The organism is Paraclostridium sp. MRS3W1 (assembly GCF_032465715.1).
Classification (GTDB): domain Bacteria; phylum Bacillota; class Clostridia; order Peptostreptococcales; family Peptostreptococcaceae; genus Paraclostridium; species Paraclostridium dentum.
On the sequence record NZ_JAWDJM010000190.1, the window covers coordinates 24,383 to 47,750 of the forward strand.

21 protein-coding genes are annotated in these 23,368 nt (G+C 27.5%); 20 read left to right on the top strand and 1 reads right to left on the bottom strand.

The window, feature by feature from the left end; genetic code table 11:
• Nucleotides 1-112: 112 nt before the first annotated feature.
• The 3 genes from RWY47_RS16605 to galU all read left to right on the top strand — a co-directional run bounded on the left by RWY47_RS16605 (nucleotide 113) and on the right by galU (nucleotide 6,618).
• Nucleotides 113-4,288, top strand: a complete 4,176-nt coding sequence (locus RWY47_RS16605; RefSeq protein ID WP_316030375.1) for a collagen binding domain-containing protein — start codon at nucleotides 113-115, stop codon at nucleotides 4,286-4,288.
• A 147-nt stretch (nucleotides 4,289-4,435) separates the two neighbouring features.
• Nucleotides 4,436-5,350, top strand: a complete 915-nt coding sequence (locus tag RWY47_RS16610) for a TraB/GumN family protein (protein ID WP_224170382.1) — start codon at nucleotides 4,436-4,438, stop codon at nucleotides 5,348-5,350.
• A gap of 305 nt (nucleotides 5,351-5,655) precedes the next feature.
• Nucleotides 5,656-6,618, top strand: coding sequence for a UTP--glucose-1-phosphate uridylyltransferase GalU (gene galU / locus RWY47_RS16615; protein WP_021429650.1), 963 nt, complete (start codon nucleotides 5,656-5,658; stop codon nucleotides 6,616-6,618).
• Nucleotides 6,619-6,680: 62 nt separating this feature from the next.
• Here galU and RWY47_RS16620 read toward each other — a convergent pair whose 3' ends face one another.
• On the bottom strand, nucleotides 6,681-7,544 hold the full coding sequence (locus RWY47_RS16620; protein WP_021429633.1) for a mechanosensitive ion channel family protein: 864 nt from the start codon (nucleotides 7,542-7,544) through the stop codon (nucleotides 6,681-6,683).
• A gap of 252 nt (nucleotides 7,545-7,796) precedes the next feature.
• On the opposite strand from RWY47_RS16620, the gene murJ reads away from it, so the two are divergent.
• The 17 genes from murJ to RWY47_RS16705 all read left to right on the top strand — a co-directional run.
• Nucleotides 7,797-9,338 carry a murein biosynthesis integral membrane protein MurJ gene (gene murJ, locus RWY47_RS16625; RefSeq protein WP_316030376.1) on the top strand — a complete coding sequence of 514 codons (1,542 nt, stop codon included), beginning with the start codon at nucleotides 7,797-7,799 and terminating at the stop codon, nucleotides 9,336-9,338.
• A gap of 261 nt (nucleotides 9,339-9,599) precedes the next feature.
• On the top strand, nucleotides 9,600-10,529 hold the full coding sequence (locus RWY47_RS16630; protein ID WP_224170383.1) for a TraB/GumN family protein: 930 nt from the start codon (nucleotides 9,600-9,602) through the stop codon (nucleotides 10,527-10,529).
• A 519-nt stretch (nucleotides 10,530-11,048) separates the two neighbouring features.
• Nucleotides 11,049-11,747, top strand: coding sequence for a lytic transglycosylase domain-containing protein (locus RWY47_RS16635; protein ID WP_021429687.1), 699 nt, complete (start codon nucleotides 11,049-11,051; stop codon nucleotides 11,745-11,747).
• Between the two features lie 63 nt (nucleotides 11,748-11,810).
• Nucleotides 11,811-13,130, top strand: coding sequence for a GGDEF domain-containing phosphodiesterase (locus RWY47_RS16640; protein WP_224170384.1), 1,320 nt, complete (start codon nucleotides 11,811-11,813; stop codon nucleotides 13,128-13,130).
• 12 nt (nucleotides 13,131-13,142) lie between these two features.
• Nucleotides 13,143-13,568, top strand: a complete 426-nt coding sequence (locus RWY47_RS16645; protein WP_142729895.1) for a YaaR family protein — start codon at nucleotides 13,143-13,145, stop codon at nucleotides 13,566-13,568.
• Nucleotides 13,569-13,585: 17 nt separating this feature from the next.
• Nucleotides 13,586-13,909 carry a FliM/FliN family flagellar motor switch protein gene (locus RWY47_RS16650; RefSeq protein WP_142729896.1) on the top strand — a complete coding sequence of 108 codons (324 nt, stop codon included), beginning with the start codon at nucleotides 13,586-13,588 and terminating at the stop codon, nucleotides 13,907-13,909.
• Nucleotides 13,910-13,929: 20 nt separating this feature from the next.
• Entirely contained in the window at nucleotides 13,930-14,190 is a 261-nt protein-coding gene (flgM, locus tag RWY47_RS16655) for a flagellar biosynthesis anti-sigma factor FlgM (protein WP_021429688.1), read from the top strand.
• 12 nt (nucleotides 14,191-14,202) lie between these two features.
• Nucleotides 14,203-14,616 carry a flagellar protein FlgN gene (locus tag RWY47_RS16660; RefSeq protein ID WP_224170385.1) on the top strand — a complete coding sequence of 138 codons (414 nt, stop codon included), beginning with the start codon at nucleotides 14,203-14,205 and terminating at the stop codon, nucleotides 14,614-14,616.
• Nucleotides 14,617-14,639: 23 nt separating this feature from the next.
• Nucleotides 14,640-15,914: a flagellar hook-associated protein FlgK gene (flgK, locus tag RWY47_RS16665; protein WP_224170386.1), complete on the top strand. Its 1,275-nt coding sequence runs from the start codon at nucleotides 14,640-14,642 to the stop codon at nucleotides 15,912-15,914.
• 16 nt (nucleotides 15,915-15,930) lie between these two features.
• Complete coding sequence (locus tag RWY47_RS16670) at nucleotides 15,931-16,863, top strand: flagellin N-terminal helical domain-containing protein (RefSeq protein ID WP_224170387.1); 933 nt, start codon at nucleotides 15,931-15,933, stop codon at nucleotides 16,861-16,863.
• A 10-nt stretch (nucleotides 16,864-16,873) separates the two neighbouring features.
• Complete coding sequence (fliW, locus tag RWY47_RS16675; protein ID WP_224170388.1) at nucleotides 16,874-17,272, top strand: flagellar assembly protein FliW; 399 nt, start codon at nucleotides 16,874-16,876, stop codon at nucleotides 17,270-17,272.
• Entirely contained in the window at nucleotides 17,256-17,468 is a 213-nt protein-coding gene (gene csrA, locus RWY47_RS16680; protein WP_224170389.1) for a carbon storage regulator CsrA, read from the top strand. Before fliW ends, csrA begins: the two co-directional genes overlap by 17 nt.
• 12 nt (nucleotides 17,469-17,480) lie before the next feature.
• Entirely contained in the window at nucleotides 17,481-17,861 is a 381-nt protein-coding gene (gene fliS, locus RWY47_RS16685; protein WP_025162498.1) for a flagellar export chaperone FliS, read from the top strand.
• An 11-nt stretch (nucleotides 17,862-17,872) separates the two neighbouring features.
• Nucleotides 17,873-19,447, top strand: coding sequence for a flagellar filament capping protein FliD (fliD, locus tag RWY47_RS16690; protein ID WP_150843188.1), 1,575 nt, complete (start codon nucleotides 17,873-17,875; stop codon nucleotides 19,445-19,447).
• A 19-nt stretch (nucleotides 19,448-19,466) separates the two neighbouring features.
• Nucleotides 19,467-19,787, top strand: a complete 321-nt coding sequence (locus RWY47_RS16695) for a flagellar protein FliT (protein WP_150843187.1) — start codon at nucleotides 19,467-19,469, stop codon at nucleotides 19,785-19,787.
• Between the two features lie 111 nt (nucleotides 19,788-19,898).
• On the top strand, nucleotides 19,899-20,711 hold the full coding sequence (locus tag RWY47_RS16700; protein ID WP_150843186.1) for a flagellin N-terminal helical domain-containing protein: 813 nt from the start codon (nucleotides 19,899-19,901) through the stop codon (nucleotides 20,709-20,711).
• A gap of 85 nt (nucleotides 20,712-20,796) precedes the next feature.
• A partial coding sequence (locus RWY47_RS16705; protein ID WP_316030377.1) for a glycosyltransferase occupies nucleotides 20,797-23,368 on the top strand: 2,572 nt, incomplete at its 3' end.

Here is a 23,368-nt window from a genome sequence, read left to right on the forward strand (position 1 = left end):
TCTCTTATAAAGCTCTATAAAATTATACATGGACTTAGACTAAATATGTATGCTGTGGGGGTGGCAATTTGAATTATTAGTCTAAAAATATATAGAATTTTAGGAGGGGCAATTGTTTAATAAGAAAAAACGTAAACAAAAAATAAGTATAGCTACATTCTTTATAGTTTTGTTGAATATTATATTTACTTCGGTAACTCAAATGGGTGTAGCTTATGCAGAGGGAACTCCATTTAAACTTAACTCAGACGTAGTTATGAAGGTAAATGGAAACCCTGTAAACTTAGGCTCTGTAGTTGAGCTTGCACCGGGAAATACAGTCGATTTTGAAGTCACATACAGTGCAGATAATGAAGCTCCGGTACCGCAAGAGGGAGACGAATTTAAATTTGTACTACCTAGTGTGTTTAAGGATATAAAACCTGTTTATCCAGAAAATCATTTTAAAGATATGACAATAGAAGAACAAAATGGAGAAACTGTAGTAACTTTAATATGTGGACCAGACATAGATACTGCAATAGGTGGATTTCTTAAAATCGGTGCAACTGTAAGTCAGGTAGAGGTAGAAGTTCCTGGTAAAATTATAATCGAGATAAATGGAAAAGAGATTGTAATAGATACAGAAACAAACCCACCAGGCTCTAACGATAAGTTAATAGATAAAAAAGTAAATGGTCAGGATAATGATTACACTATAAATCCAGGTAGTAATGGAGATGTAGTTGGGCAAGAAGTTCCATACTCTGTAATGGTAAATGAAAAATATACACATATGGAAAATGCTGTATTCACAGATGATATACCAGAAGGAATGGAATTGGTTGATGGAAGTGTAAAAGTAGAAAAAATAGTAAATGGAGCATCTCAGGTAATAAAAGATTATGAAATTAAAAGTACAAATCCATTAGTGATTAATTTAAATACTATAAATCATAAACATAAGATATCATACAAATTAAAAGTAACGGAATTTAAGAATGAATATTTAAACAGAGCAATTATCACATCAAGCACTACAGGGTCAGAAAGTGATTCTGTAAAAGCTATTCCTAAAGAAGATGCTAAAGGAGATTCACATATAAATAAAACTATACGTTATCCTGGAAGTCAGATAAATCCAAGTTCAGATGGAACTATTATAGGACAGAAGGTTGCGTATAGAGTAGAAGTAAACTCTGTTAAAGAGTCTAAAGAAAATGTTGTATTTAAAGATAATATACCAGATGGAATGAATCTTGTGAAAAATAGTGTGAAGATTTTTAAAGAAGTCAGAGGTCAAAACATTGATGTAACTTCTGAATTTTCAAGCAAAACAACTCAACAGGATAATTTACTTAAAATAGCATTTGGAGATATAAGCAATAAGTATATAGTTGAATATGAAACTGTAATCGTAAAATATAAAGAAGAATATAAAAATGATGCAACTATAACTTATAATGGAAGTGAAAGTAGCGGTAGTAGTACTGTTACTAAGCCAAGACCTCCAGGTGAAGGAAATTTAAATAAAACTGTAAATGGAAAAGACAATATAAATTTAAAACCTAATTCTAATAATGAACAAGGTTTTATAGGACAAAAACTTAAGTATTCTATATTAGTAAATCATGAACTACAACAAAAGAATAACTTGGTATTAAAAGATGTTATCCCAGAAGGAATGAAAATTTTAGAAAATACTATAAAAGTATATATTGATAATGGCTATAACTCATTTAGTGAAGTGAATGCATCTAAAGTTCCAAGACATGTTAAAGTTATTGATGGAAAAGAAGTTCTTATTGTAGATTTCGGAGATACAAATAGAAGATACAAAGTTGACTATCAAACAGAAATAACTGAGTTAAAAGATAGTTATAAAAATACTGCTGAAATAACTTGGGATGGTGGAAAAAATAGTGATTCATCTACAGTTACACCTATAAAACCTACACCTGGGAAAACTGATTTAAATAAAAAAGTTAATGGGAATTCAAGTATAACAGTATCATATGACAAAAACTTTATAGGAAAAACATTTGATTATGAAATAATTGTAAATGATAAGATGCAACAAAAGGACAATGCAGTATTAAAAGATAGTATTCCAAAAGGAATGGAATTAGTTGATAAAAGTATAAGAGTTTTAAAAGACTATGGATCAGGAGTATATAAAGATGTAACGTCTGATTTGAAAATAGAAAGTGATAAAAGTTCATTTACTATAAACCTTGGTAATATAACAGATAGATATAAGATTAAATATCAAACTAAGGTTACAGAGTTAGTAGAAACTGGGTATAAAAATACTGCGGTATTAACACATAGCAAAGATCAAAGAGAAGAATCTAGTGCAGTTGTAAACATAAAAGCAGGAAGTATAGATCCAGGAGAGAATGAAAGAGTTGTAATAAAAGGATCAGATAAAAATACTATTTCAAAGGTTGGAGACAAAGTAAAATATCATGTGGATATAAACCCTAACAATAAGAGAATTTTTGATTTAGTATTTGAGGACACAATTCCAACTGGAATGAAATTAATAAAAGATGGATTTAAAGTTACAGAAACAGATAATAGTGGTAAAGTTATGAATCGCACACAAGAATTCCTAGATAACTGGGATAAAATATGTGGAAAAGATGAGTCAGGAAAAAATGATAAACTTACAATAAACTTTGGTGATACATATAGTAAATATAGAATTGAATATATGTGCGAAATAACGGCATTAAAAAAATCTTATGAAAATACAGCTAAGGTTACAGGAAGAGATATAGATAGAGTATCTAAAGATGAGGTAAACTATGCAGTGAGCGCAGGAGGAATAAATGCAACTAAGTATGCTAATAAAACTGAGCTTAAAGATGGAGACTCTCAAATTGTAGATTACACTATAAAAGTTTGGAGTAATGCTGTTTTCCCAGCTGAATACTTAAATATAGTTGATAAGTTAGATTCTAGAGTTGAATACAAAGGTTGTGAAGCTCCAGAATTTATGAAAGTAGATTATGATAAAAATAGTCATACTGTAAAAATTGTTAATATAGATGATATACCTACATCTAGCAAGGATAAGCCAGTTGAAGTTAAGTTGAAAGTAGATTTTACAAATGTTCCAGTTGGAGAAACAGTTAAAAATATAGCTAAAATAAATGATAAAGAAACACCTCCAGCTATAGTTAAAAAAGGATACAAGTTTGAAGCTGTAAAAGTTGATGGAGACAATAACAATGCTCCTTTAAAAGATGTAGAATTTGATTTATACAAAGTAGATCAATCTAAATTATTCAATTTAATTCCTTATGGATCAAAAGATTTAGTTCATATTAAAAAACTTGTTAGTGATGAGAAAGGATTAATCTCATCTCAATTAAAAGATGCAGGTAACTATGTACTAAGAGAAATAAAAGCACCAGATGGATATAATAAACTTGAAAAAGATGTAGAATTTGAAGTTAAAGATGAGTCTATTGGAAGCGTTGTAAAATTACCTTATATAGTTAATAATAAATATTATGAGTTTGGAGCTCAAAAAATAGACAGTGAAACTGGAAAAGGATTACAAGGGGCAGAGTTTAGACTAGAAGATGAAAAAGGTAAAGTTATAATTGAAAAACTTACAAGTGGTGATGATGGTAAACTTTATGGAAGAGTAAATGAAGCTGGAAAATACTATCTAGTGGAAACAAAAGCGCCAGACGGTTATATGTTAAGTCCTAAAAAAGTAGAGCTTAACATAGAAAAAGGAAAGTTTGAAATAGTGGATCTAGGAAACATAGAAAACAAAGTAGATCCAGAAGCATACAAGTTTGAAGGAAAGAAAGTAGATAGTGAAAATGGAAATGCACTACAAGGAGCAGAATTTAGATTAGAAGATGCAAAAGGAAAAGTAGTGATAGAGAAATTAGTAAGTGACAAAGACGGAAAGATATATGGAGCAGTAGAAAGAGAAGGAAAATACTATCTAGTAGAAACAAAAGCGCCAGACGGTTATATGTTAAGTCCTAAAAAAGTAGAGCTTAACATAGAAAAAGGAAAGTTTGAAATAGTGGATCTAGGAAACATAGAAAACGAAAAAGTTAAACCTACACCTAAGCCAGATCCAGATCCAGAAAAACCAAAACCTGTTGATCCAGAAAAACCTTCAATAGATAAACCTAGTACAAGTAAGCCAAATAAACCATCAATAAACCCAGGAGTTACATCTCCAGCTACAGGAGATGCTAGTATCTTAACATACTCTTTATTAGGAGTTGGAGCAACTGGTTTAATGATTGGAATAAATAGAAAGAAAAAGAAATAAAGTTTAAATGGAAAAGTTAGTAGTTTGTAAACTACTAACTTTTTTTATTTACATTTAACAAAATATAGTGAATTTTGTTAAAAATTGCATGTTGGAAAATTTATGCTATAATCTATGTCAAAGGGGCAAATTATAGGGGGTAATCATATGAAGAGGTTGAAAAATCTAGTAATAGTGATGTTGTTAATAATAGTACCATCATTTTTAGTTGGATGTAGTGCAAGTGCGCAGACAAAAATAGACATACAAAAAGACAAGGCAAAGGGATTTTTCTGGGAAGCAAAAAAAGATGATAAAGTAGTTTATTTAGTAGGAACATTGCATCCGGCAAAAGGAAATATAAATTATTTAAATTCAACAATGGAGAAAATTTTAGATAATACGGATGCACTGGCACTAGAAGTAAACTTAAATGATAAAGAAGTATTAGATAAAGCTCAGTCGATAGATAAAGAAAACTTATATCTAGAAAAAGGAGAATTAAAAGATTTATTAACTAAAGAAGAACAAGTTAAACTTGATAAGGTTTTAAAAGATTTTAATATTGAGTATAATGAAGTTAAGTATCTAAGTCCTGATGGCTTTTCATCATATATTGAAGAAAAACAACAAGAAGATGGCGGATTTATATATAGTTCAGATCTATGGTTACAAGAAATTTATGAAACTAATAAGAAAGATATAGTAGGGCTTGAAAATGCAGAGGAGCATTTTAAATTAGTATATGAATTAACAGGAAGTCTGAAAACTTTTTTAGCTGAGTATAACTCGGATTTAGTTGGAAAAGGTGAAAAAACTATGGATGAAATTGGAAATGCATTTATAAAAGGTGATGCGGAGTATATGGAAAAAAGATCTGAATATTTACGTAAATCAAATAAAGAACTATACGAAAAGTTAAGTAAAAATAGAAATATAGATATGGCTAATGAAATTGATAAATTAGTACAAGGAGATAAGAGATATGTTGTAGCAGTTGGTACATTGCATTATTTTGGGCAAGACAGCATATTAAAGCAATTAGAAGAAAAAGGATATAAAATAACTAAATTACAAAATTAATAATCATAAATATAGAGGTTAGACACACTTATCTAACCTCTATATTTATTTTAAGAAATATTAGTCTTTTATTTAAAATAATATGAGCCTGGTTGTCAAAGTGAATACTTTAACAATCAAGCTCATACTAACAATGCGGAAAAAAGATTACAAAAATCTTTGATGAAGGGTCAATGGCATAACCCTCAAATACATTATACGGAGATTAAAATAAAACCTTTACATAAAAATAAAAAACATTTTTATACATAAACTAAAAGGGTATTTATAAAACTATAAAAAATGAGTTAAACCCGGAGGCAATTATGAAAAAGAAAATTAGAAAAGCGATAATACCAGCAGCAGGACTAGGAACAAGATTTTTACCAGCAACAAAATCTCAACCTAAAGAAATGTTACCTATAGTTGATAAACCAACGCTACAATACATAATAGAAGAAGCTGTAAATTCAGGAATAGAAGAAATTTTAATAGTTACAGGAAAAAATAAAAAATCTATAGAAGATCACTTTGACAGAAGTATAGAGCTAGAGTTAGAGTTAGAACAAAAAGGAAAAACAGAAATGTTAAAAATGGTGAAGGATATATCTAATATGGCAGATATATATTTCATACGCCAAAAAGAACCTAAAGGATTAGGAAATGCAATTTATTGTGCTAAAAGCTTTGTAGGTGATGAGCCATTTGCTGTACTTTTAGGAGATGATATCGTAGATAGTGAAGTGCCTTGCTTAGCACAATTAATTGATGTATATGATGAATACAACACTTCTATATTAGGGGTTCAAAGAGTAGAAAAAGATGAGGTTGAAAGATATGGAATAATAGATGCAAAGTATATAGAAGAAGGTGTTTATAAAGTTGACGATTTAGTAGAAAAACCTAAATATAATGAGTCACCATCTAATATAGCTATATTAGGTAGATATATAATAACTCCAACCATTTTTGAAGTTTTAGAAAATCAAAAACCGGGAACATGTGGAGAAATACATTTAACAGATGCATTGAAAACGTTAAGTAAATATGAAGCAATATATGCGTATAATTTTGAAGGTAGAAGATATGATGTTGGAAATAAATTAGAATTTTTAGAAGCTACAGTAGATTTTGCACTAAAAAGAGCTGATTTAGGAAAAGAATTTATGGAATTTTTAAATCACAGAGTAAACCATGGGAATGAGGATTTAAATCATAAAAAAGTAGATGAAAAAGAAGTTGAAGAACTTGAAATGATAATACAAGAATCTGATAAAACTAATTATTAATACATCAAAATTAAGGGTAAATGATAAGCTTTGGGAGCAAAACTTATTATTTACCCTTTAAATTATTTCTTTATATGCACATCCATTTGAGGGTAAGGTATACTGATACCTTCCTTATCAAATCTTATTTTAACTTCTTCTAATAAACTACCATGAATATCCCAGTAATGTTCAGATTTACACCATACTCTAACTGTAAAATCTATGGAACTAGGACCATGAGCAGTTATACCTACAAAGTAAGATGGATCAGATAAAATAAAATTTTGTTTGTTAACAACATCAATCAAAACATCTTTAACATGATTTACATCATTTTCATAACTAACACTAAAAGTTAAGTCTACTCTTCTTTTTTCTTTAGCAGAGTAGTTAACTAAGCTACCATTTGATAAAGATCCATTAGGAATTAGTATCAATTTATTATCTACTGTTGTAAGCTTAGTATAGAATAAACCAATCTCTTCAACACTTCCCTGATAAATCCCTGTTTCTATATAGTCACCAACTTTAAAAGGTCTAATTAAAAGAATTATAAAACCTCCTGCAAAGTTTGATAAACTTCCTTGAAGAGCTAAACCAATAGCAACCCCTCCAGAAGCCACCAATGCAGCAAGTCCTGTTAATTGAACATCCCAATATCCAAGTATTATTAAAAATAGGAATGCTTTTAATGTTACTTCAGCAAATGCATGTAAAAACTTAGTAAGAGTTACATCAACAGATTTCTTTTGTAGGAAAGTTGTAAAGTGCTTTACAACCTTTTTTATAACTTTTAAACCTATAAATATAACAAGTAATCCTATAATAAGTTTAGCACCAAAAGTTGTAATCCAATTTAAAAACTTATGAGTTATTATATCTAAAGGCATGTTACTTATTTTTTCAACATTTTCAGTAACCGATTGTACTATATTTTCATCCAAAACTTAACACCTCTCTTTTATTTAAAAACTTAGCCAATAGATATGATATAACATTTTTCAACAAAAGTCTACAAACGACGCTTGGTATAAACTTCTAGTAAATATATGTGTGTAAGTTTAAGGTTAAAATATATGAGGAGTAATAAACTAAATGTAACTTAAAATAAGAAAATATTACACTTTCGAGTCTTTTTATTTTTCTATAAATTTTATATAATAGACATTAGGCGAAATTAGAACTAGGAGGAAGATATGAGCAATTTGGCAAAATCAGCATTTTGGCTTATGGTAGTCACTATGTTATCGAAAGTACTAGGATTTGGAAGGGAAATCATATTAGGATATTTTTATGGAACAGGAATGTATAGTGATGTATATATAGTATCAATGAATATACCTTTGGTAATATTTGCATCAATAGGTACAGCATTGATTACAACATTTATACCATTATATCAAGAGGTATTAAGTGATAAAGGAGAAGAAAGAGCTTTAAAATTTTCTAATAATATAATGAGTATAGTTGTTATACTAAGTATAATATTAGGAGTTTTTGGATATATATTTGCAGAGCCTTTAGTAAAACTATTTGCAATGCATTATACGGGAGAAAAACTTATATTAGCAGTTAAGTTTGTAAGAATAATGATAGGTGGAGTTGTATTTATAGGATTGAGTAATTTAATGACTTCATACTTACAAATACAAGGAAACTTTACTATACCAGGTATGATAGGATTTCCTAATAACATTATAATAATAACATCTATAATATTAAGTGCAGTTACAGGAAATATATATATATTAGCAATAGGAACATTAATTGGTATGTTATCTCAATTTTTATTCCAAGTTCCATTTGCTATAAAAAAAGGATATAAGTTTAAGCCTACGATAGATTTTAAAGATGAATATTTAAAGAAAATGTTATGGTTAGTTATGCCTGTACTTATAGGAGTAGCTGTAAATCAAATAAATGCAATGGTTGATAGAAGTTTAGCATCGGGGCTTGAAGATGGAGTAATAACAGCATTAAATAATGCTAATAGATTAAATGGATTTGTTATGGGGATGTTTATTGCAACTTTAGGGGCAGTTATATATCCTACTTTATCTAAATTATCAACTGAAAACAATAAAGAGAAATTTGCAGAGTCTGTAGCTAATAGTGTAAACTGTGTAAATTTATTAGTTGTTCCGGCATCAGTTGGGGCTATGATACTTGCAACTCCAGTTGTTAGAATATTATTTGAAAGAGGAGCTTTTAATGATAGATCAACTACGCTAACTGCAACAGCTTTAGTATTTTATTCAGTTGGTATGGTAGGGTTTGGATTAAGAGATATATTAGGAAAAGTATTTTATTCATTAAAAGATACCAAAACTCCAATGGTAAATGGTATTATAGCAGTTATTTTAAATATTGTGTTAAACATAGCTTTAGTAAAAGTTATGGGGCATGGAGGATTAGCTTTAGCAACAAGTTTATCAGCTATCATATGTATAATACTTCTATTTATAAGTTTAAAGAAGAAAATAGGGTATTATGGACAAGATAAAATAAGATCTACATTTATAAAGACAGTAGTAGCATCTCTTGTAATGGGAGTTGTAACATATTTTGTATATAAATTCTTATTTGGAATTTTAGGATTAGGATTTATACAAGAAGTAATATCTTTAGGTGTTTCTATAGCTATAGGTGGAGCAATATATTTAGCACTTATAATAGTATTTAAAGTAGAAGAAGTAAATATGGCAATAGATATGATAAAGAAAAAGTTAAAAAGATAATAAAAAGATGACTCAATATAAATGAAAGTAGATAATATATAAGTTTTGATACCAAAGCTGAAAAGATGCTTTAAAGGTATCTACAACTTATATATTAACCACTTTCAAAAATAGGTAGTCATCTTTTTTTATCTAATAAAGTAGGATAGGGATGAAGGAAGTGAATATTAATCTCCCTAATTAGTATACTTAAAATTCGCAATAAATAAAAAACTATGTTACAATTATAACAACAGAAGATAATTGACAAGGGGGATTTACATGAAATTTATAAAGAAGTTACTATTATTAACACTACCAATTGTAATTTTAGTCCTAGGTGCAGGATGTACAAATAAAAGTACTAATACCAATCAAAGCGAAACTTCGGAAAAATCAACAGTGCCTATGAAAGGGTTTTTCTGGGAAGCTAAAAAAGGAAATGATACTATATATTTAACTGGGTCTATGCAACCGAGCAAACCAAATCTAGATTATAATAACGAGACAATGAAAAAAATATTGAAAGAAACAGATGCCTTAGCACTTGAAATAAATTTTAAAGATCAAAAAACAGTAAAAGATCTGCAAGAACAACAGCAAAAAGAAATATATTTAAAAGATAAAAAACTAAAAGACTTACTTACAAAAGAAGAACAAGGAAAGCTAGACAAAATTCTAGAATCACTAGGACTAAAATATAAAGAAGTTGAAAATCTAAGTCCAAGTGGATTTTTATCATTAGTTAAACAAGTAGAAGCAGAAAAAGCAGGATTAACAGGTACTTCTTTAAATAGTTATTTAGCAAATAAGTTTAGTGAAGATAAAAAGACAATAGTATCACTAGAAAGTAATGAAACACAAGTAGATATATTAAAAAAATCAACACAAGATTTAAAAGACTTTGTAAATACATTTAGCGCAAAAACGTTAAAAGATACAACTAAAGATTTGAATGAAAATATGTATGCCTTTATAAAAGGGGATACTGGATATATGGAACAAGAAGCTAACAAACTACAAAAAGAAAACTCAAAAGAGTATGAAACACAATATTTAAAAAGAGATGAACAAATGGCAAAGAAAATTGATGAATTAGCAAAACAAAAACAAAAATATATTGTATCAGTAGGAGCTCTTCACTTCTTCGGAGAAAACAGTATATTAAAAAATCTTGAAAATATGGGATATACAGTAACTCAAATCAAGTAAAAATATAAGTTTTATATTATAATAAAATAAGAAAAAGGGGAAGTATTCAACTGACGAAAGACTTAAAGCCTGATTTTAAGGACTTTGTCTGAAGGAAGTGAATACTTCCCTTTTTTCTAAAACTCAAAACTTTAAATACAAAAATGATAGGTATTTAACTGACGAAAGACTTAAAGTCTGATTTTAAGGACTTTGTCTGAAGGAAGTGAATACTTCCCTTTTTTCTAAAACTCAAAATCATAAATACAAAAATGATAGGTATTTAACTGACGAAAGGCTTAAAGTCTGATTTTAAGGACTTTGTCTGAAGGAAGTGAATACTTCCTTTTTTCTAAAACTCAAAACTCTAAATACAAAAATGATAGGTATTTAACTGACGAAAGACTTAAAGCCTGCTTTTAAAGTCTTTGTCTGAAGGAAGTGAATACCTATCATTTTAGTAAAATTTAAATAACTATACTAAACTTTTAAAAATACATGTCGTATAACTATTTATAAGTATATATTAGAGGTGATAAAATGATTGACAATATAGATTTATTAAAAATGACAGCATTAATGTCAAATAACAATAGTTATAAAACTTACAATAACACAGAGAGCGGACAAGCATTTGATATGTTAATATTAGGTTTATTAAAAGCAGTAGCAAATACGCCGCAAGGTAGAACTAATCAATATGTAAACAATTGTTGTACATGTTGTAATCATAATAACAATAACAATATACAACCATCAAATAATAAAACTGAAAACTTAGATACAGTAAATTCTATGCATAATAGTAATAAACTTACATCAACATCTAAAAATAAAGATGTAAATGCACAAATAGAAGATGCTATAGCTATATCATCTAAGAAATACGGGGTTGATGAAAATTTAATAAGATCAATAATAAAAGTAGAATCTGACTTTAATCCTAAGTGTACATCAAAAGCAGGAGCTAAAGGTTTAATGCAACTTATGCCTGAAAATTGTAGAGATCTAGGTGTTAAAAATCCATATGATATATATGAGAATATAGATGGTGGAACAAGACATATAAAAGAATATTTAGATAAGTACAATGGCGATACGAAAATGGCTTTGATGGCGTATAATGGAGGACCGACAAGAATGAGAAAAAGAGGAGTTAATTCTCCAGAAGATATATATTTAATGCCAAAAGAAACACAAAATTATGTGCCTAAAGTTATGAAATATTATAAGGGATAAACTAAATATTACCTTGTAGATACTTAAATATACATCTAGCGATTTTTGCGCAAGGGGGTAAATATGAACTACAAGCAATTGATAGAAATTAAAAATAATGTAAGAGCACATATGAATAAAAAAGACACGTTAACAGGTATATACAATAAGGATTACTTTTTTGATTATATATCAAATAAACCAAATGGAACTATTATAAAGATTAATGTAGATGGAATAAATTTTGTGAATGTACATTATGGAATGGAAATTGGAGACACATTGATGAGATTTATAGCTATTTGTTTAGAAGAAAACTGTAATTGTGAGAATGCAGTAATAGCTAGGCTTTCAAGTTTTGATTTTATAATTCATAAGACAAATACAAATAATGAGAGAATTTATGAATTCATGGAAGAAATTAAATCTATATTAACAAAAGAAATAAAAGATATATATAAGGTTTACATCAATTTTAATATAGCTGCAGTTATATACAAAAATGATGATTTAGATATAGCTGATTCTATTAGCAAATTAGATATATGCATGAAAAATTTAATTAGTAAGGGGAATAGGGTTGGGATATATAATGATACATATGAAGAACATATAAGTATACAATCGATAGAGAGTGCAATAAAGAGTAATGAAATTAAGTTGCATTACCAACCTAAAATAGATTTAAGTACAGAAAAAATAGTAGGTGTAGAAGTTTTAATAAGATGGTTTAGTAAAACACATGGATATATACACCCTGAAAAAATAATATCCTTTGCAGAAGATTGTGGATATATAAATATTTTAGGCAAATGGATACTAGAGAAGGCATGTATAGATATAAATTACTTAAATAAGAAATTAAACACAAATATAGATTTATCAGTAAACATATCACCACTACAATTAGAAGAAAAAGATTTTATAAGCGATATAATTGAAATATTAGATGAAACTACATTTGATTCTAAATCTTTAAAATTAGAAATAACAGAGAGTGAAAATATAGAAGATATAATAAAGATAAATGATATAATAAATAATATTAAAAAAACTGGAATAAAAATATCAATAGATGATTTTGGAAAAGGATTCAACTCAATTAACTATATAAAAAATTATAATGTAGATGAAATAAAGATAGATAAATCCTTAGTTGAATATTCAAATAGAAATCCTATGTTTGTTGAAAGTTTAATAAATATGATTCACACAACTCAAACAACTGTTGTTGCAGAAGGTGTAGAAACAGAAAAGGAATATTTAAGATTAAAAAGTATGGAGTGTGATTTAGTACAAGGATACTATTTTTATAAACCTATGGATTTAAATGAGTTAATTGAGTCAGTAAAAGAAGAAAAACTTACAACAGCGGAAGAATTAACTGTAGGGGAATTTTATTAATTAGAGGTAAATATGAAAATAAGAGAATTTAAAATTTCTAGTGAAAATAGTTCAATAGATATAAAGAAGCCAAAGCAGTCACTAAGCTTTAGTGATAGTTTCAATAAGGTGAGTATATCTAAAAGCAAAGAAGAGGTAGATAGATATTTAAATCAAATTAAAGACATAGGAAAAGACTTAGCAAATACAAGAGGGTATTCACATGTCATTAGATATAAGCAAGCGATACAAAAATATTTAAAGTCTGTAGTTGACTATACCTATGAAACAGATAAAAAAGACTCTTTTTGGAGCAATAATTATTTTAAAACAGTAAAAGTAGTTGATGAAAAATTAGAGAACTTAACCAAGTCTGTTTTAGAAAATGAAAAAGACAATATAGATATTATTTCAGAAATAGATGACATTAATGGGCTTTTAATTGACCTATATTTGTAAAATAAGGAGAGACACTTATGCAAAGCAAAAACGAAATAAAAGAGATATATGAACCTCAGTTCGAACAATTACAAAAGGGTGAAGTAGCATCTATAAACGCTATAGAAGCTATATCACATGCAGAGATGGAATTAGAAGTTTTAGTAGGCAGTACTCGAGAAAAAATTTCTAGTATAGTAAATCTCAAAGAGGGAGATATCTTAGAGTTAGATAAGTATTTAGAAGAACCATTAGATATAAGTATAAATGGGGTAACTATAGCAAGCGGAGAAAGTATGATAATAAACGATAAAATAGCGGTAAGATTATCAAAGATAAAATCAATGCAAGAAGAATATTAAATTCTTGAGGAGGTAGCGTTTTGAAAGTTACTAATGATAAACATATAGCATTCAATAGCATATATAAGATGGATAAATTAAAAAACAATAATGAAAATAAAAGTCAAAATAATACTGATAGTGTGCAAATATCAGAACTAGGGAAATATTTAAGCAAAGTTAGTTCAAAAGAAGAACCTATGGATATGGAAAAAATAAATCGACTTAAACAGCAAATTGAAAATGGAACTTATAAAGTTGATTCTAGAATTTTAGCTAAAAAAATAGTAGAAAAATTGTAGGAGGAGAAAAAAATGAGTCCAGAGTTAAAAGTTATAATATACGAACAAAGAAAAATGTTTAAAGAGTTATTAAATTTGCTGGATGAACAGTATGATTTAATACTTGGAAAAGACCCAACATTATTAGATAAAATTGCAAGAAAACTAGAAAATGTATCTAGAGATATAGCAAAGTTAGAAATCCAAAGAAGAAATATAGTTGGATCTGATTTTAGTATGGGGACTTTAATAGAAGCAAATGATGATAAAAACATTAAAGAAGCTTATGAGGAAATAAAACAAACTATTAAAATGATAGAAGTTCAAAAAGAATCAAATCATGTTATTTTAAAGCAAAAATTATTTTTTACTAAAAAAATGTTAAACGTAATAAAGCCAAGTCAAGGAACAGGTACATATAATTATTGTGGACAAGTAGGAAAGTAAAATTAAATAAGTGGAGGGAATATATGTCAGGATTATTAGGTAGTTTACAATCAGCAAGAACTGGTATGAGTGCAAGTCAGGCATCAATACAAACGACTTCTCACAATATCAACAATTTAAACACTCCAGGGTATTCAAGACAACAAGTAGAACAAAAAGCAAGAAGTGCATACAGTTATCCTGGATATAACAGTCAGTTAGGAGCTGGGCAATTAGGAACAGGAGTCGAAGTTACCGATATAGTTAGGGTTAGAAATTCATTTTATGATTTCCAATTTAGAAATGAAAGTCATACATATGGCCAAATAGGTGTGAAATATGATCATTATAGTACTATGGAAAATATATTTAATGAACCATCTGAAACAGGTATTTCTTCATCTATAAATAATTTCTTTATGAGCTGGCAAGAACTTTCAAAAAATCCTAATGACGTTGGATCTAAGGATATAGTTATTCAAAATAGTGACTACTTAGCTAAAAATATAAGTAATGTATATAAAAAATTAAATGAGTTAAGTGAAAATGCTAAAAAGAAATTAAATGAAAATATAGATGATATAAATGGAAAGTTAAAAGAATTAAAAGAGCTTGATAAACAAATTAAATTAGTTGAGGGTAGCGGAAAATCTCCTAATGATTTAATGGATGAAAGAGATAGAATTTTAGATGATTTAAGTTTTAAAATGAACATAAATGATGAAAATGTTCAAAAGCTATTAAAGGATAAAATAGCAAGCGGAGAAAATATAACTGAAGATGATCTAAAAAAGATACCAGGTGTATCTGGAGAAATTAAAGGTTCTTTTGAAATGCTTGATAAAATAGAGGGATACAAAAAGGATTTAGAGGAATTGGCAGAAGGTATCAAAAAAAGTGTAAATGATACTTTAGGAGTAGATATATTTGAAACTGGAACAGACTCTATACTAAAGGTAAAAGATGATATTTTAGATAAAACTACAGATTTAAATATAACAGCAGAGACTGCGCAAAAAATGTATAAATTAAAAGATGAAAAAGTAAGTATTGGTGGAGAAGATATAACTATAAATAATTTCTACAATAGTATAATACAGAGACTAGGAAATGAAACTCAAGAAGTTAGAAGAAATGAAAAAAATCAAAGCAAGGTTTTAAAAGAAATAGATAATTCAAGATTAAATGTATCAGGAGTGTCATTAGATGAAGAAATGATAAACTTGATACAATTTCAGCATGCGTATAATGCAAGTGCAAAAGTAGTTTCAACTATAGACTCATTACTAGATGTTGTAATAAATGGACTAGTAAGATAATTTTGGGAGGGTAGTTATGAGAATAACAAATTCATCAATGATTAGAAGTCATATGTATGACGTTCAACAAGGTTTACAAAGAATGGACAATTTAAATAAACAATTAGATTCACAAAAACAAATAAATAGAGTATCAGATGATCCTCATAAAGCTATAAAAATAATGAATTTAAATAATGAAATTAAGTATGCAGAAAAGCATAATCAAAATGTAGAGGAAGTTGTAGGTTGGATGAATAATACCGATGCCAACCTAGAAGAGTTTGGAACTCTACTTGGAGATATAAAAAATAGTATATTAAAGGTTGGTAACGGAACTTATTCAGATGAAGAAATGAAAGCTATACAAGCTGAGATGAATGAGAAAATCAAAGCTTTAGGAGAGACTTTAAATACTACTCATGGTGGAAGATATATGTTTGGCGGAACTTCTGTAGATGAACCACCTGTTCAAATAGAAGAAAAAGATGGAGTTGTTACATTAAAATTAAACCCAAATATAAATTCGGAAGACTTAAAAGCTGAAATTTCTGACGGAATAAACTTAGATTATAATGTTTCTGCAAGTGAAATATTCAATAAAGATGGAAAGAACTATTTAGATTCAATAAATGATTTATCAAAGCTTATGAATGATATAGCTAATGGAGTAGATGTAGAGGATAATAAACAAGAACTATTGGGAGATGTAAAGAAAAATATAGATGACTTCTTTAATCATACTGTTGATACTAGAACTAAATTTGGAGTGAAGGTAAATACGGCAGAAAAAATAAAAGATCTTAATGATGAAAATATATTAAATATGAAAGGTGTATTATCATTAGAACAAGATGTAAATTATGTAGATAAATTTATAGAATTAAAATCTGCAGAGATGGTATACAATGCATCAATTCAAGTTGGAGCAAAGCTTATACAACCTAGTATATTAGATTATTTAAGATAGAGGTGGAATTATGAAAGTAGTATTTGAAAAAGGACTTCCAGGGTTTGAAAGCCACAAAAACTTTGAGATAAATGATATTGAAGAAAATCAAAAATTTAAAGTTGTAAATTCTTTAGATGATAAAAGTGTAGGGTTTATAGTTGTATCACCTTTTGATATAAAAAAAGATTATGAAATTAAATTAGATACGGACACTATAAACTCATTAAAAATAGATAAGCCAGAGGAAGTATTATTATTAAATATAGTGACACTTGGGAAAAAACTAGAAGATAGCACTGTAAATCTAAAGGCACCTTTAGTAATGAGTGTAAAAAATAAATTAGGTGTGCAATTAATATTACAAGACGATAAGTACGATATAAAAGAACCTTTAATAGGATGTGGTAAAGATGTTAGTAATTTCTAGGAAAAAAAATGAGTCATTGTTAATTGGAGATGACATAGAAATAAAGATAGTTAAGGTTGAGGACGGAAGTGTTAAATTAGCTATAGATGCACCGAAGGATAAAATAATACTTAGAAAAGAAATATATGAAAAAGTAAAAGAAGAAAATTCAAGTGCGATAGCTAAATTAGATGATATTTTAAATTATTTTAAGTAGGTGAGGTAATATATGTACACGGCAAATCCATACAATGCGTACAAACAAAATTCTGTAAATACGGCATCTAAAGAGCAACTGCTTTTAATGCTAGTAGATGGAGCAGTTAAATATACAAAAATAGCTAGATTAGCCATACTTGATAGAAATATAGAAAGAGCTCATAAAGAATTAGTTAGAGTCCAAGATATATTTTTAGAGCTTATGATAACTATGGATAGAAGCTCTAAAGCTATGGATGATTTATATCAATTATATGAATACATAAAAAATGAATTAGCTAGAGCAAACATGAAAAAAGATATAAAAATAATAGATGAAGTACTTCCTTTGATAGAGGAAATAAGGGATATGTGGCATGAAGTTGATATGAGAATTAAAACTGGTAAATAGGGGGTAATTTTATGACAAGTGTTGGAAGTGCAAGTAGTGTAAGAATCCCGGGTCTTGCAACAGGTATGGACACTGATGCTATGATAAAAGACATGCTTTCAGGAGAACAACAAAAAATTGATAAAGTAAAGCAAAAACAACAGACAGTAAAATGGCAACAAGAAATATATAGAGAAGTGATGAAAGATATTAAATCTTTACAAGATAAGTATTTTTCAGTAACTTCTCCAAACTCTATAATGAGTAGTAAAGCATGGAATACATTAACTATAGGAAGTTCAAATGAGAATGTAATTACAGCTTCAGGAAGTGCGGGAGCTAATAAAGTTGATTATAGTTTTGATGTTGTAAAGCTAGCTCAATCTGCTAAAATGAGCTCTACTAAGGCAGGAATAAAAAATGATAGCACACTAGAAAGTCTAGGTTTAAGTGGAGAACAAAAATTTTCAATAAAATTTGGCGATGGAGATAAAGATGTATCTAAAGAAATAACAATAAGAACAGAACCTTTATATGAAACAGACAAGGGTGGAAATTTTGTACTAGATAAAGATGGAAATAAAGTAGTAAAAGAGCCTGCTGATACTGTAGACACTTTAATAAAGAAGATAAATGATAGCACAGATGGAAATGTTAAAGCATCTTATAGTGAAATGACAGGTAAATTTACGATAGAAAGTACTAAAACTGGAGAAAATTCTAAACTGCAAATAGTTGATTCTTCTGGGAATGAAAGTGGAGCTTTAGATTTTTTAGTAACTTCACCAACTTCAAGAAGTGCAAAAGGTTCAAATTCACAAATAGAAGTTAAAGCAAAAGATGGATCGTTTACAAAAACGTTAAATGAAGAGTCTAATTCATTTAGTATAGATGGAATATCATATAATGTACATACTACAGGGACTTGTGATATAACTTCAAAAGAAGATGTACAGCCTGTAGTTGATAATATGAAAAAGTTTGTAGAAGATTACAATAAGATAATGGATAAAATATATTCTCTTGTTACAGAAAAAGGAAATAAAGAGTATCCGCCACTAACAGAAGCTCAAAAGAAAGATATGAGTGAAGAAGAGATTGAAAGATGGGAAAAGAAAGCTAAAGAAGGATTATTAAGAAATGATTCTGAGATGAGAAGCTTTATGGACAAAATGCAAAATGCAATATTTGGAGATAATATGAAGTTTTTAATGGACTGTGGTTTAACTTCAAGTGAAGATTATACGAAAAAAGGTCAATTATCTTTAGATGAAGATAAGTTTAAAAAAGAACTTCAAAATAATAGCCAAAAAGTATATGATGCATTTGCAGGTGGAAATGATAGTGTTTTAGAAAAAATGAAAGATACTATGTATGATTATGTAGGAACATCATCATCTGTCTTTGCCAAAAAGGCTGGGCTTGAAAAAACTTCTTCAGTTGTAAATAATTTTTACTCAGAGCAAATAAAAAGACAGGAAGAAGCTATAAAACTGCTTCAAAGAAAAATGGATGATAGAGAAAATAAACTATACAAACAATTTGGTCAATTAGAAGCAAGTATGAATAAGCTTAATTCACAGATGAATTATTTTGCACAAATGTAAATTTAAAAGAGGTTAAATTATGATTGAACTTGCTAATAAATATAAAGATATATCATTAGATCTAATAAATAAGTTGAAAAATAAGGATGTAGAAGATATAAATGAACTTTTGGATATAAGACAAAATATTCTAGATGATGTTACGAATTCAAAACAATTCAAAGATATACTTTTAAAAGAAAATATACTTGATATAGATGAGACTATAAAGTCTTTATTAAAAAAACAGATAGAACATACAAAAGAAGAAATAAAAGAACACAATAGATCAAAAAAAGCTAGTATGTCCTATATTAACATAGGTAAAGAAAATTTAAATATTTTTAACAAAAAAGTGTAAAGTTTTTATAAATAGTTCCGATATATAATATTGTAAGCGATACTTGGCCAAGTAATTGCAATACAATAAAAAAAGACAAGGATGTCGTAAAAAACTAAGGAGAGTAAAATCATGAGAATAAACACTAATATGAATGCTATGATAGCAACTAACCAAATGAGCAAAAACACTGCTTTATCTGGAAAATCTATGGAGAAATTATCTACAGGATTAAGAATAACTAAAGCAGGAGATGACGCTGCAGGTCTTGCTATATCTGAGAAAATGAGAGCTCAAATAAAAGGTATGGAACAAGCAGATAGAAACGTACAAGATGGTATATCTATGGTACAAACTCAAGAAGGTGCTTTAGAAGAAGCTGGAAACATAGCTCAAAGAATGAGACAATTAGGAGTTCAAGCTGGAAACTCTACTTTAACAACTGAAGATAGAACTAAAATAAGCACAGAGTTAACTCAATTAAACGAAGAAATGGGTAAAATAGCTTCTGAAACTAAGTTCAACGGAAAAACTATATTAGATGGAACTAATGCTACTATGACTATACAAGCTGGTGCAAACCAAGAAACAAGAGCTATAGCTAATATAAACTTAAAAACTATACAAAATACATTAAGTTCAGCTGTTAAAGTTGGAACTGAAGCTGAAGCTACTGCATTAGTAACTGCTTTAGATACTGCATTAGAATCTATAAACGATGGAAGATCTAAATTAGGAGCTATCCAAAATAGATTAGAATACACTTCTTCTAACTTAACTACATCTTCTGAAAACTTATCAGCTGCAGAGTCTAGAATAAGAGACGTAGATGTTGCTAAAGAAATGGTTAACTTATCTAAGTTAAACATATTAAACCAAGCATCTCAAGCTATGGTTGCACAAGCTAAGCAACAACCAGAATCTGTAACTCAATTATTAAGATAATTATAATTAAGTTTTAAACTAAAGGGTAAAGCATATGCTTTACTCTTTATTTTTAAACTTAATTAAATTGAAAGGATATAATATTATGCTACTGAGTATAGTTATGATGATAAAAAATGAAGAAAAATATTTAGATACAACTTTAAAATCATTAGATCCTTTAATGAATAATATAAAGAGTGAACTTATAATTTTAGATACAGGATCAACTGATAGAAGTATTGAAATAGCTAAAAAATACACAGATAAAGTTTATTTTGAAAAATGGTATGATAACTTTGCTCAAATGAGGAACTTATCAATAAAACATGCAAGTGGAGAATGGATACTTGTATTAGATGCCGATGAAGAATTAGTAAACTGTGAAATTTTAATTGATTTCTTTAAAAATGGAGGACATAAAAAATATAATAGCGCATCTATAGAATTAACAAACATAATGTCAGAAGATAGAACCATTTTTAACAAAGCATCTATTGTTAGATTATTTAAAAAAGATAAAGATTTTAGATATGAAGGTGCGATCCATGAACAACCAATATACAAAGAACCTACATTTAACGATATAGCTAACTTTAATCACTATGGATATATGTATAAAAATGAAGAGGTTAAACAAAAAAAACTTAATAGAAATGAGAAGATTTTACTATCTGAATTAAAAGCCAATCCTAATAACCCTTACGTATGCTATCAGTTAGCTATGAACTATTCAGCTTTTGGAGAAAAAGAAGAGGCTCTTATTTATATGGAAAAGTGCCATGAAATATACAATAAGTCTAGAATTACATACTCATATGTAATTTCAGGGCTAGCAAAATTATATATTGAGTTAAATGAACACGAAAAATGTGAAAAGATATGCAAAGACTATATAAAAAATGATAATAAGAATATTGATATTTATTGTTATATTGCAATAAGCCAAAATAACCTTAAAAAATATAAGGAAAGCTTAGATAATTACAATAGATATTTGTATTTATTAGACAATTATGAAATATCAACTCAAGCTAATGACTTATATAGCGTATGCGATACCATAAGCTTTAGAGAAAACGCTAAACTAGATATGATTAATATATATTACAATTTAGGAATGTATGAAAAAGTTGAGATAGAATCAAAAAAAATAAACTCTAACCAAGCAAGTAAAATATATAATATATTGTTTATGAGTTTGGTGAAATTAAAAAAAGAATATGAAATAGTTAATATGTATATGAAAAAAGAATTAACTATTACTGAAAAAAATATATTTAAAAGTAGTATAGAAACTATGTTGTTAAACATACCTAAATCAGATAAAAAAAATTTGTTTAAAGTTTTTGCCAATATAGAAGATAATTATGGTTTACTTAATAAGATAAGACTAGGAGAAAAATTAAATTTAAATGAATTAATAATGATTTTAAGTGAAGAAAAAGAAAATTATTATGGGGATATAATTTACTTTGGATTTAAAGAATATGATTTGAATTTATTATTGGAAGAAATTGATTTTAATAAAATTGAAATGTATTTTGAATATTTAATTAATAATAGAAGAGATTTTATTTTAGATTTATATGAATACTTAATAAATCAAGAAACGACATTGGATATAAATAAGCTTAAATTTTATGTTCCTGCATTGAAGCAAATGTTGATATATGGAAATTTGGAAGACGAAAAATATATAAACTTATTTTTAATGTATATAATGTATGGTTATGACTATTTGAGATTAATTTATAATGATAAATTAAATGAAGATGAATTAGTAGAATTTATAAATGATAAAGATCAAAAGCTAATAATAAATATAGTTAGAGCTCAAAGAATTAAAGAACTTGATAAAATTAAATATTTAAAAATAATGAAAAGTTTATTAATATCTAATATTAATTATAGAAAAGGATTAGAATTTTTAATTTTAAATTTTGAAAAAGACTTTAATGAAGATTTAGATATGAAAATTTTAAAAAAACAATTTAAATCTATGATTGAGTTAAGTATAAATCAAGGAAATATAAAAGAAGCAGAACAATTATTAATAGAAAATGAATTCATGTTTGAAAATGACATACAAATTTTAAATATAAAAGCTATTATAAAAATATCAACACAAGATTTTAAAGAAGCAGAATGTATATTAAAACAAGCATATATGCTTGATGTTTCAAATCTTGATACTATTTTTAATATAGCATATGTAAAAGAATGTTTAATGGATATAGAAGAGGCTGAAGCTTTTTATAAAAAAATAATAAAAGATTCAACAGATTTTGAATTGTTAAGTATATGTAAGAATGAAATTGATAAATTAAATGAAAATTATAAAGATTTGATACTAATATATCAAATTAAAAATGATATAGATTTATATAAATTTATAGAATTTAAAATTGGAAAAAACCTAACTAAGGATAATATGATTGAATATATAAAAAATTTCAATGGAGAAACAAAAGATGATGTAATAGTATTTATATCTATATGTTATAGATTTTTTAGAACAATACAAAACTATGAATTTGATTTATCGTATGAAACATTTAAAAATATATTATATAAAAATAAAAAACTCTTAAAGATATTAGATAAAGCATTTATAAAAAGACAACCTTTCTTTTTAAGGAATATAATACAAATTTTATTAAAGTTAGATTTAATAG

Coding starts and splice junctions, on each gene's coding strand:
- fliS (WP_025162498.1), top strand. CDS start 17,481: ATGTACACGGCAAATCCATACAATGCGTACAAACAAAATTCTGTAAAT.
- fliW (WP_224170388.1), top strand. CDS start 16,874: ATGAAAGTAGTATTTGAAAAAGGACTTCCAGGGTTTGAAAGCCACAAA.
- flgK (WP_224170386.1), top strand. CDS start 14,640: ATGTCAGGATTATTAGGTAGTTTACAATCAGCAAGAACTGGTATGAGT.
- RWY47_RS16640 (WP_224170384.1), top strand. CDS start 11,811: ATGAACTACAAGCAATTGATAGAAATTAAAAATAATGTAAGAGCACAT.
- RWY47_RS16670 (WP_224170387.1), top strand. CDS start 15,931: ATGAGAATAACAAATTCATCAATGATTAGAAGTCATATGTATGACGTT.
- RWY47_RS16700 (WP_150843186.1), top strand. CDS start 19,899: ATGAGAATAAACACTAATATGAATGCTATGATAGCAACTAACCAAATG.
- RWY47_RS16630 (WP_224170383.1), top strand. CDS start 9,600: ATGAAATTTATAAAGAAGTTACTATTATTAACACTACCAATTGTAATT.
- RWY47_RS16660 (WP_224170385.1), top strand. CDS start 14,203: ATGAGTCCAGAGTTAAAAGTTATAATATACGAACAAAGAAAAATGTTT.
- RWY47_RS16650 (WP_142729896.1), top strand. CDS start 13,586: ATGCAAAGCAAAAACGAAATAAAAGAGATATATGAACCTCAGTTCGAA.
- RWY47_RS16610 (WP_224170382.1), top strand. CDS start 4,436: ATGAAGAGGTTGAAAAATCTAGTAATAGTGATGTTGTTAATAATAGTA.
- RWY47_RS16635 (WP_021429687.1), top strand. CDS start 11,049: ATGATTGACAATATAGATTTATTAAAAATGACAGCATTAATGTCAAAT.
- fliD (WP_150843188.1), top strand. CDS start 17,873: ATGACAAGTGTTGGAAGTGCAAGTAGTGTAAGAATCCCGGGTCTTGCA.
- csrA (WP_224170389.1), top strand. CDS start 17,256: ATGTTAGTAATTTCTAGGAAAAAAAATGAGTCATTGTTAATTGGAGAT.
- galU (WP_021429650.1), top strand. CDS start 5,656: ATGAAAAAGAAAATTAGAAAAGCGATAATACCAGCAGCAGGACTAGGA.
- murJ (WP_316030376.1), top strand. CDS start 7,797: ATGAGCAATTTGGCAAAATCAGCATTTTGGCTTATGGTAGTCACTATG.
- RWY47_RS16645 (WP_142729895.1), top strand. CDS start 13,143: ATGAAAATAAGAGAATTTAAAATTTCTAGTGAAAATAGTTCAATAGAT.
- RWY47_RS16695 (WP_150843187.1), top strand. CDS start 19,467: ATGATTGAACTTGCTAATAAATATAAAGATATATCATTAGATCTAATA.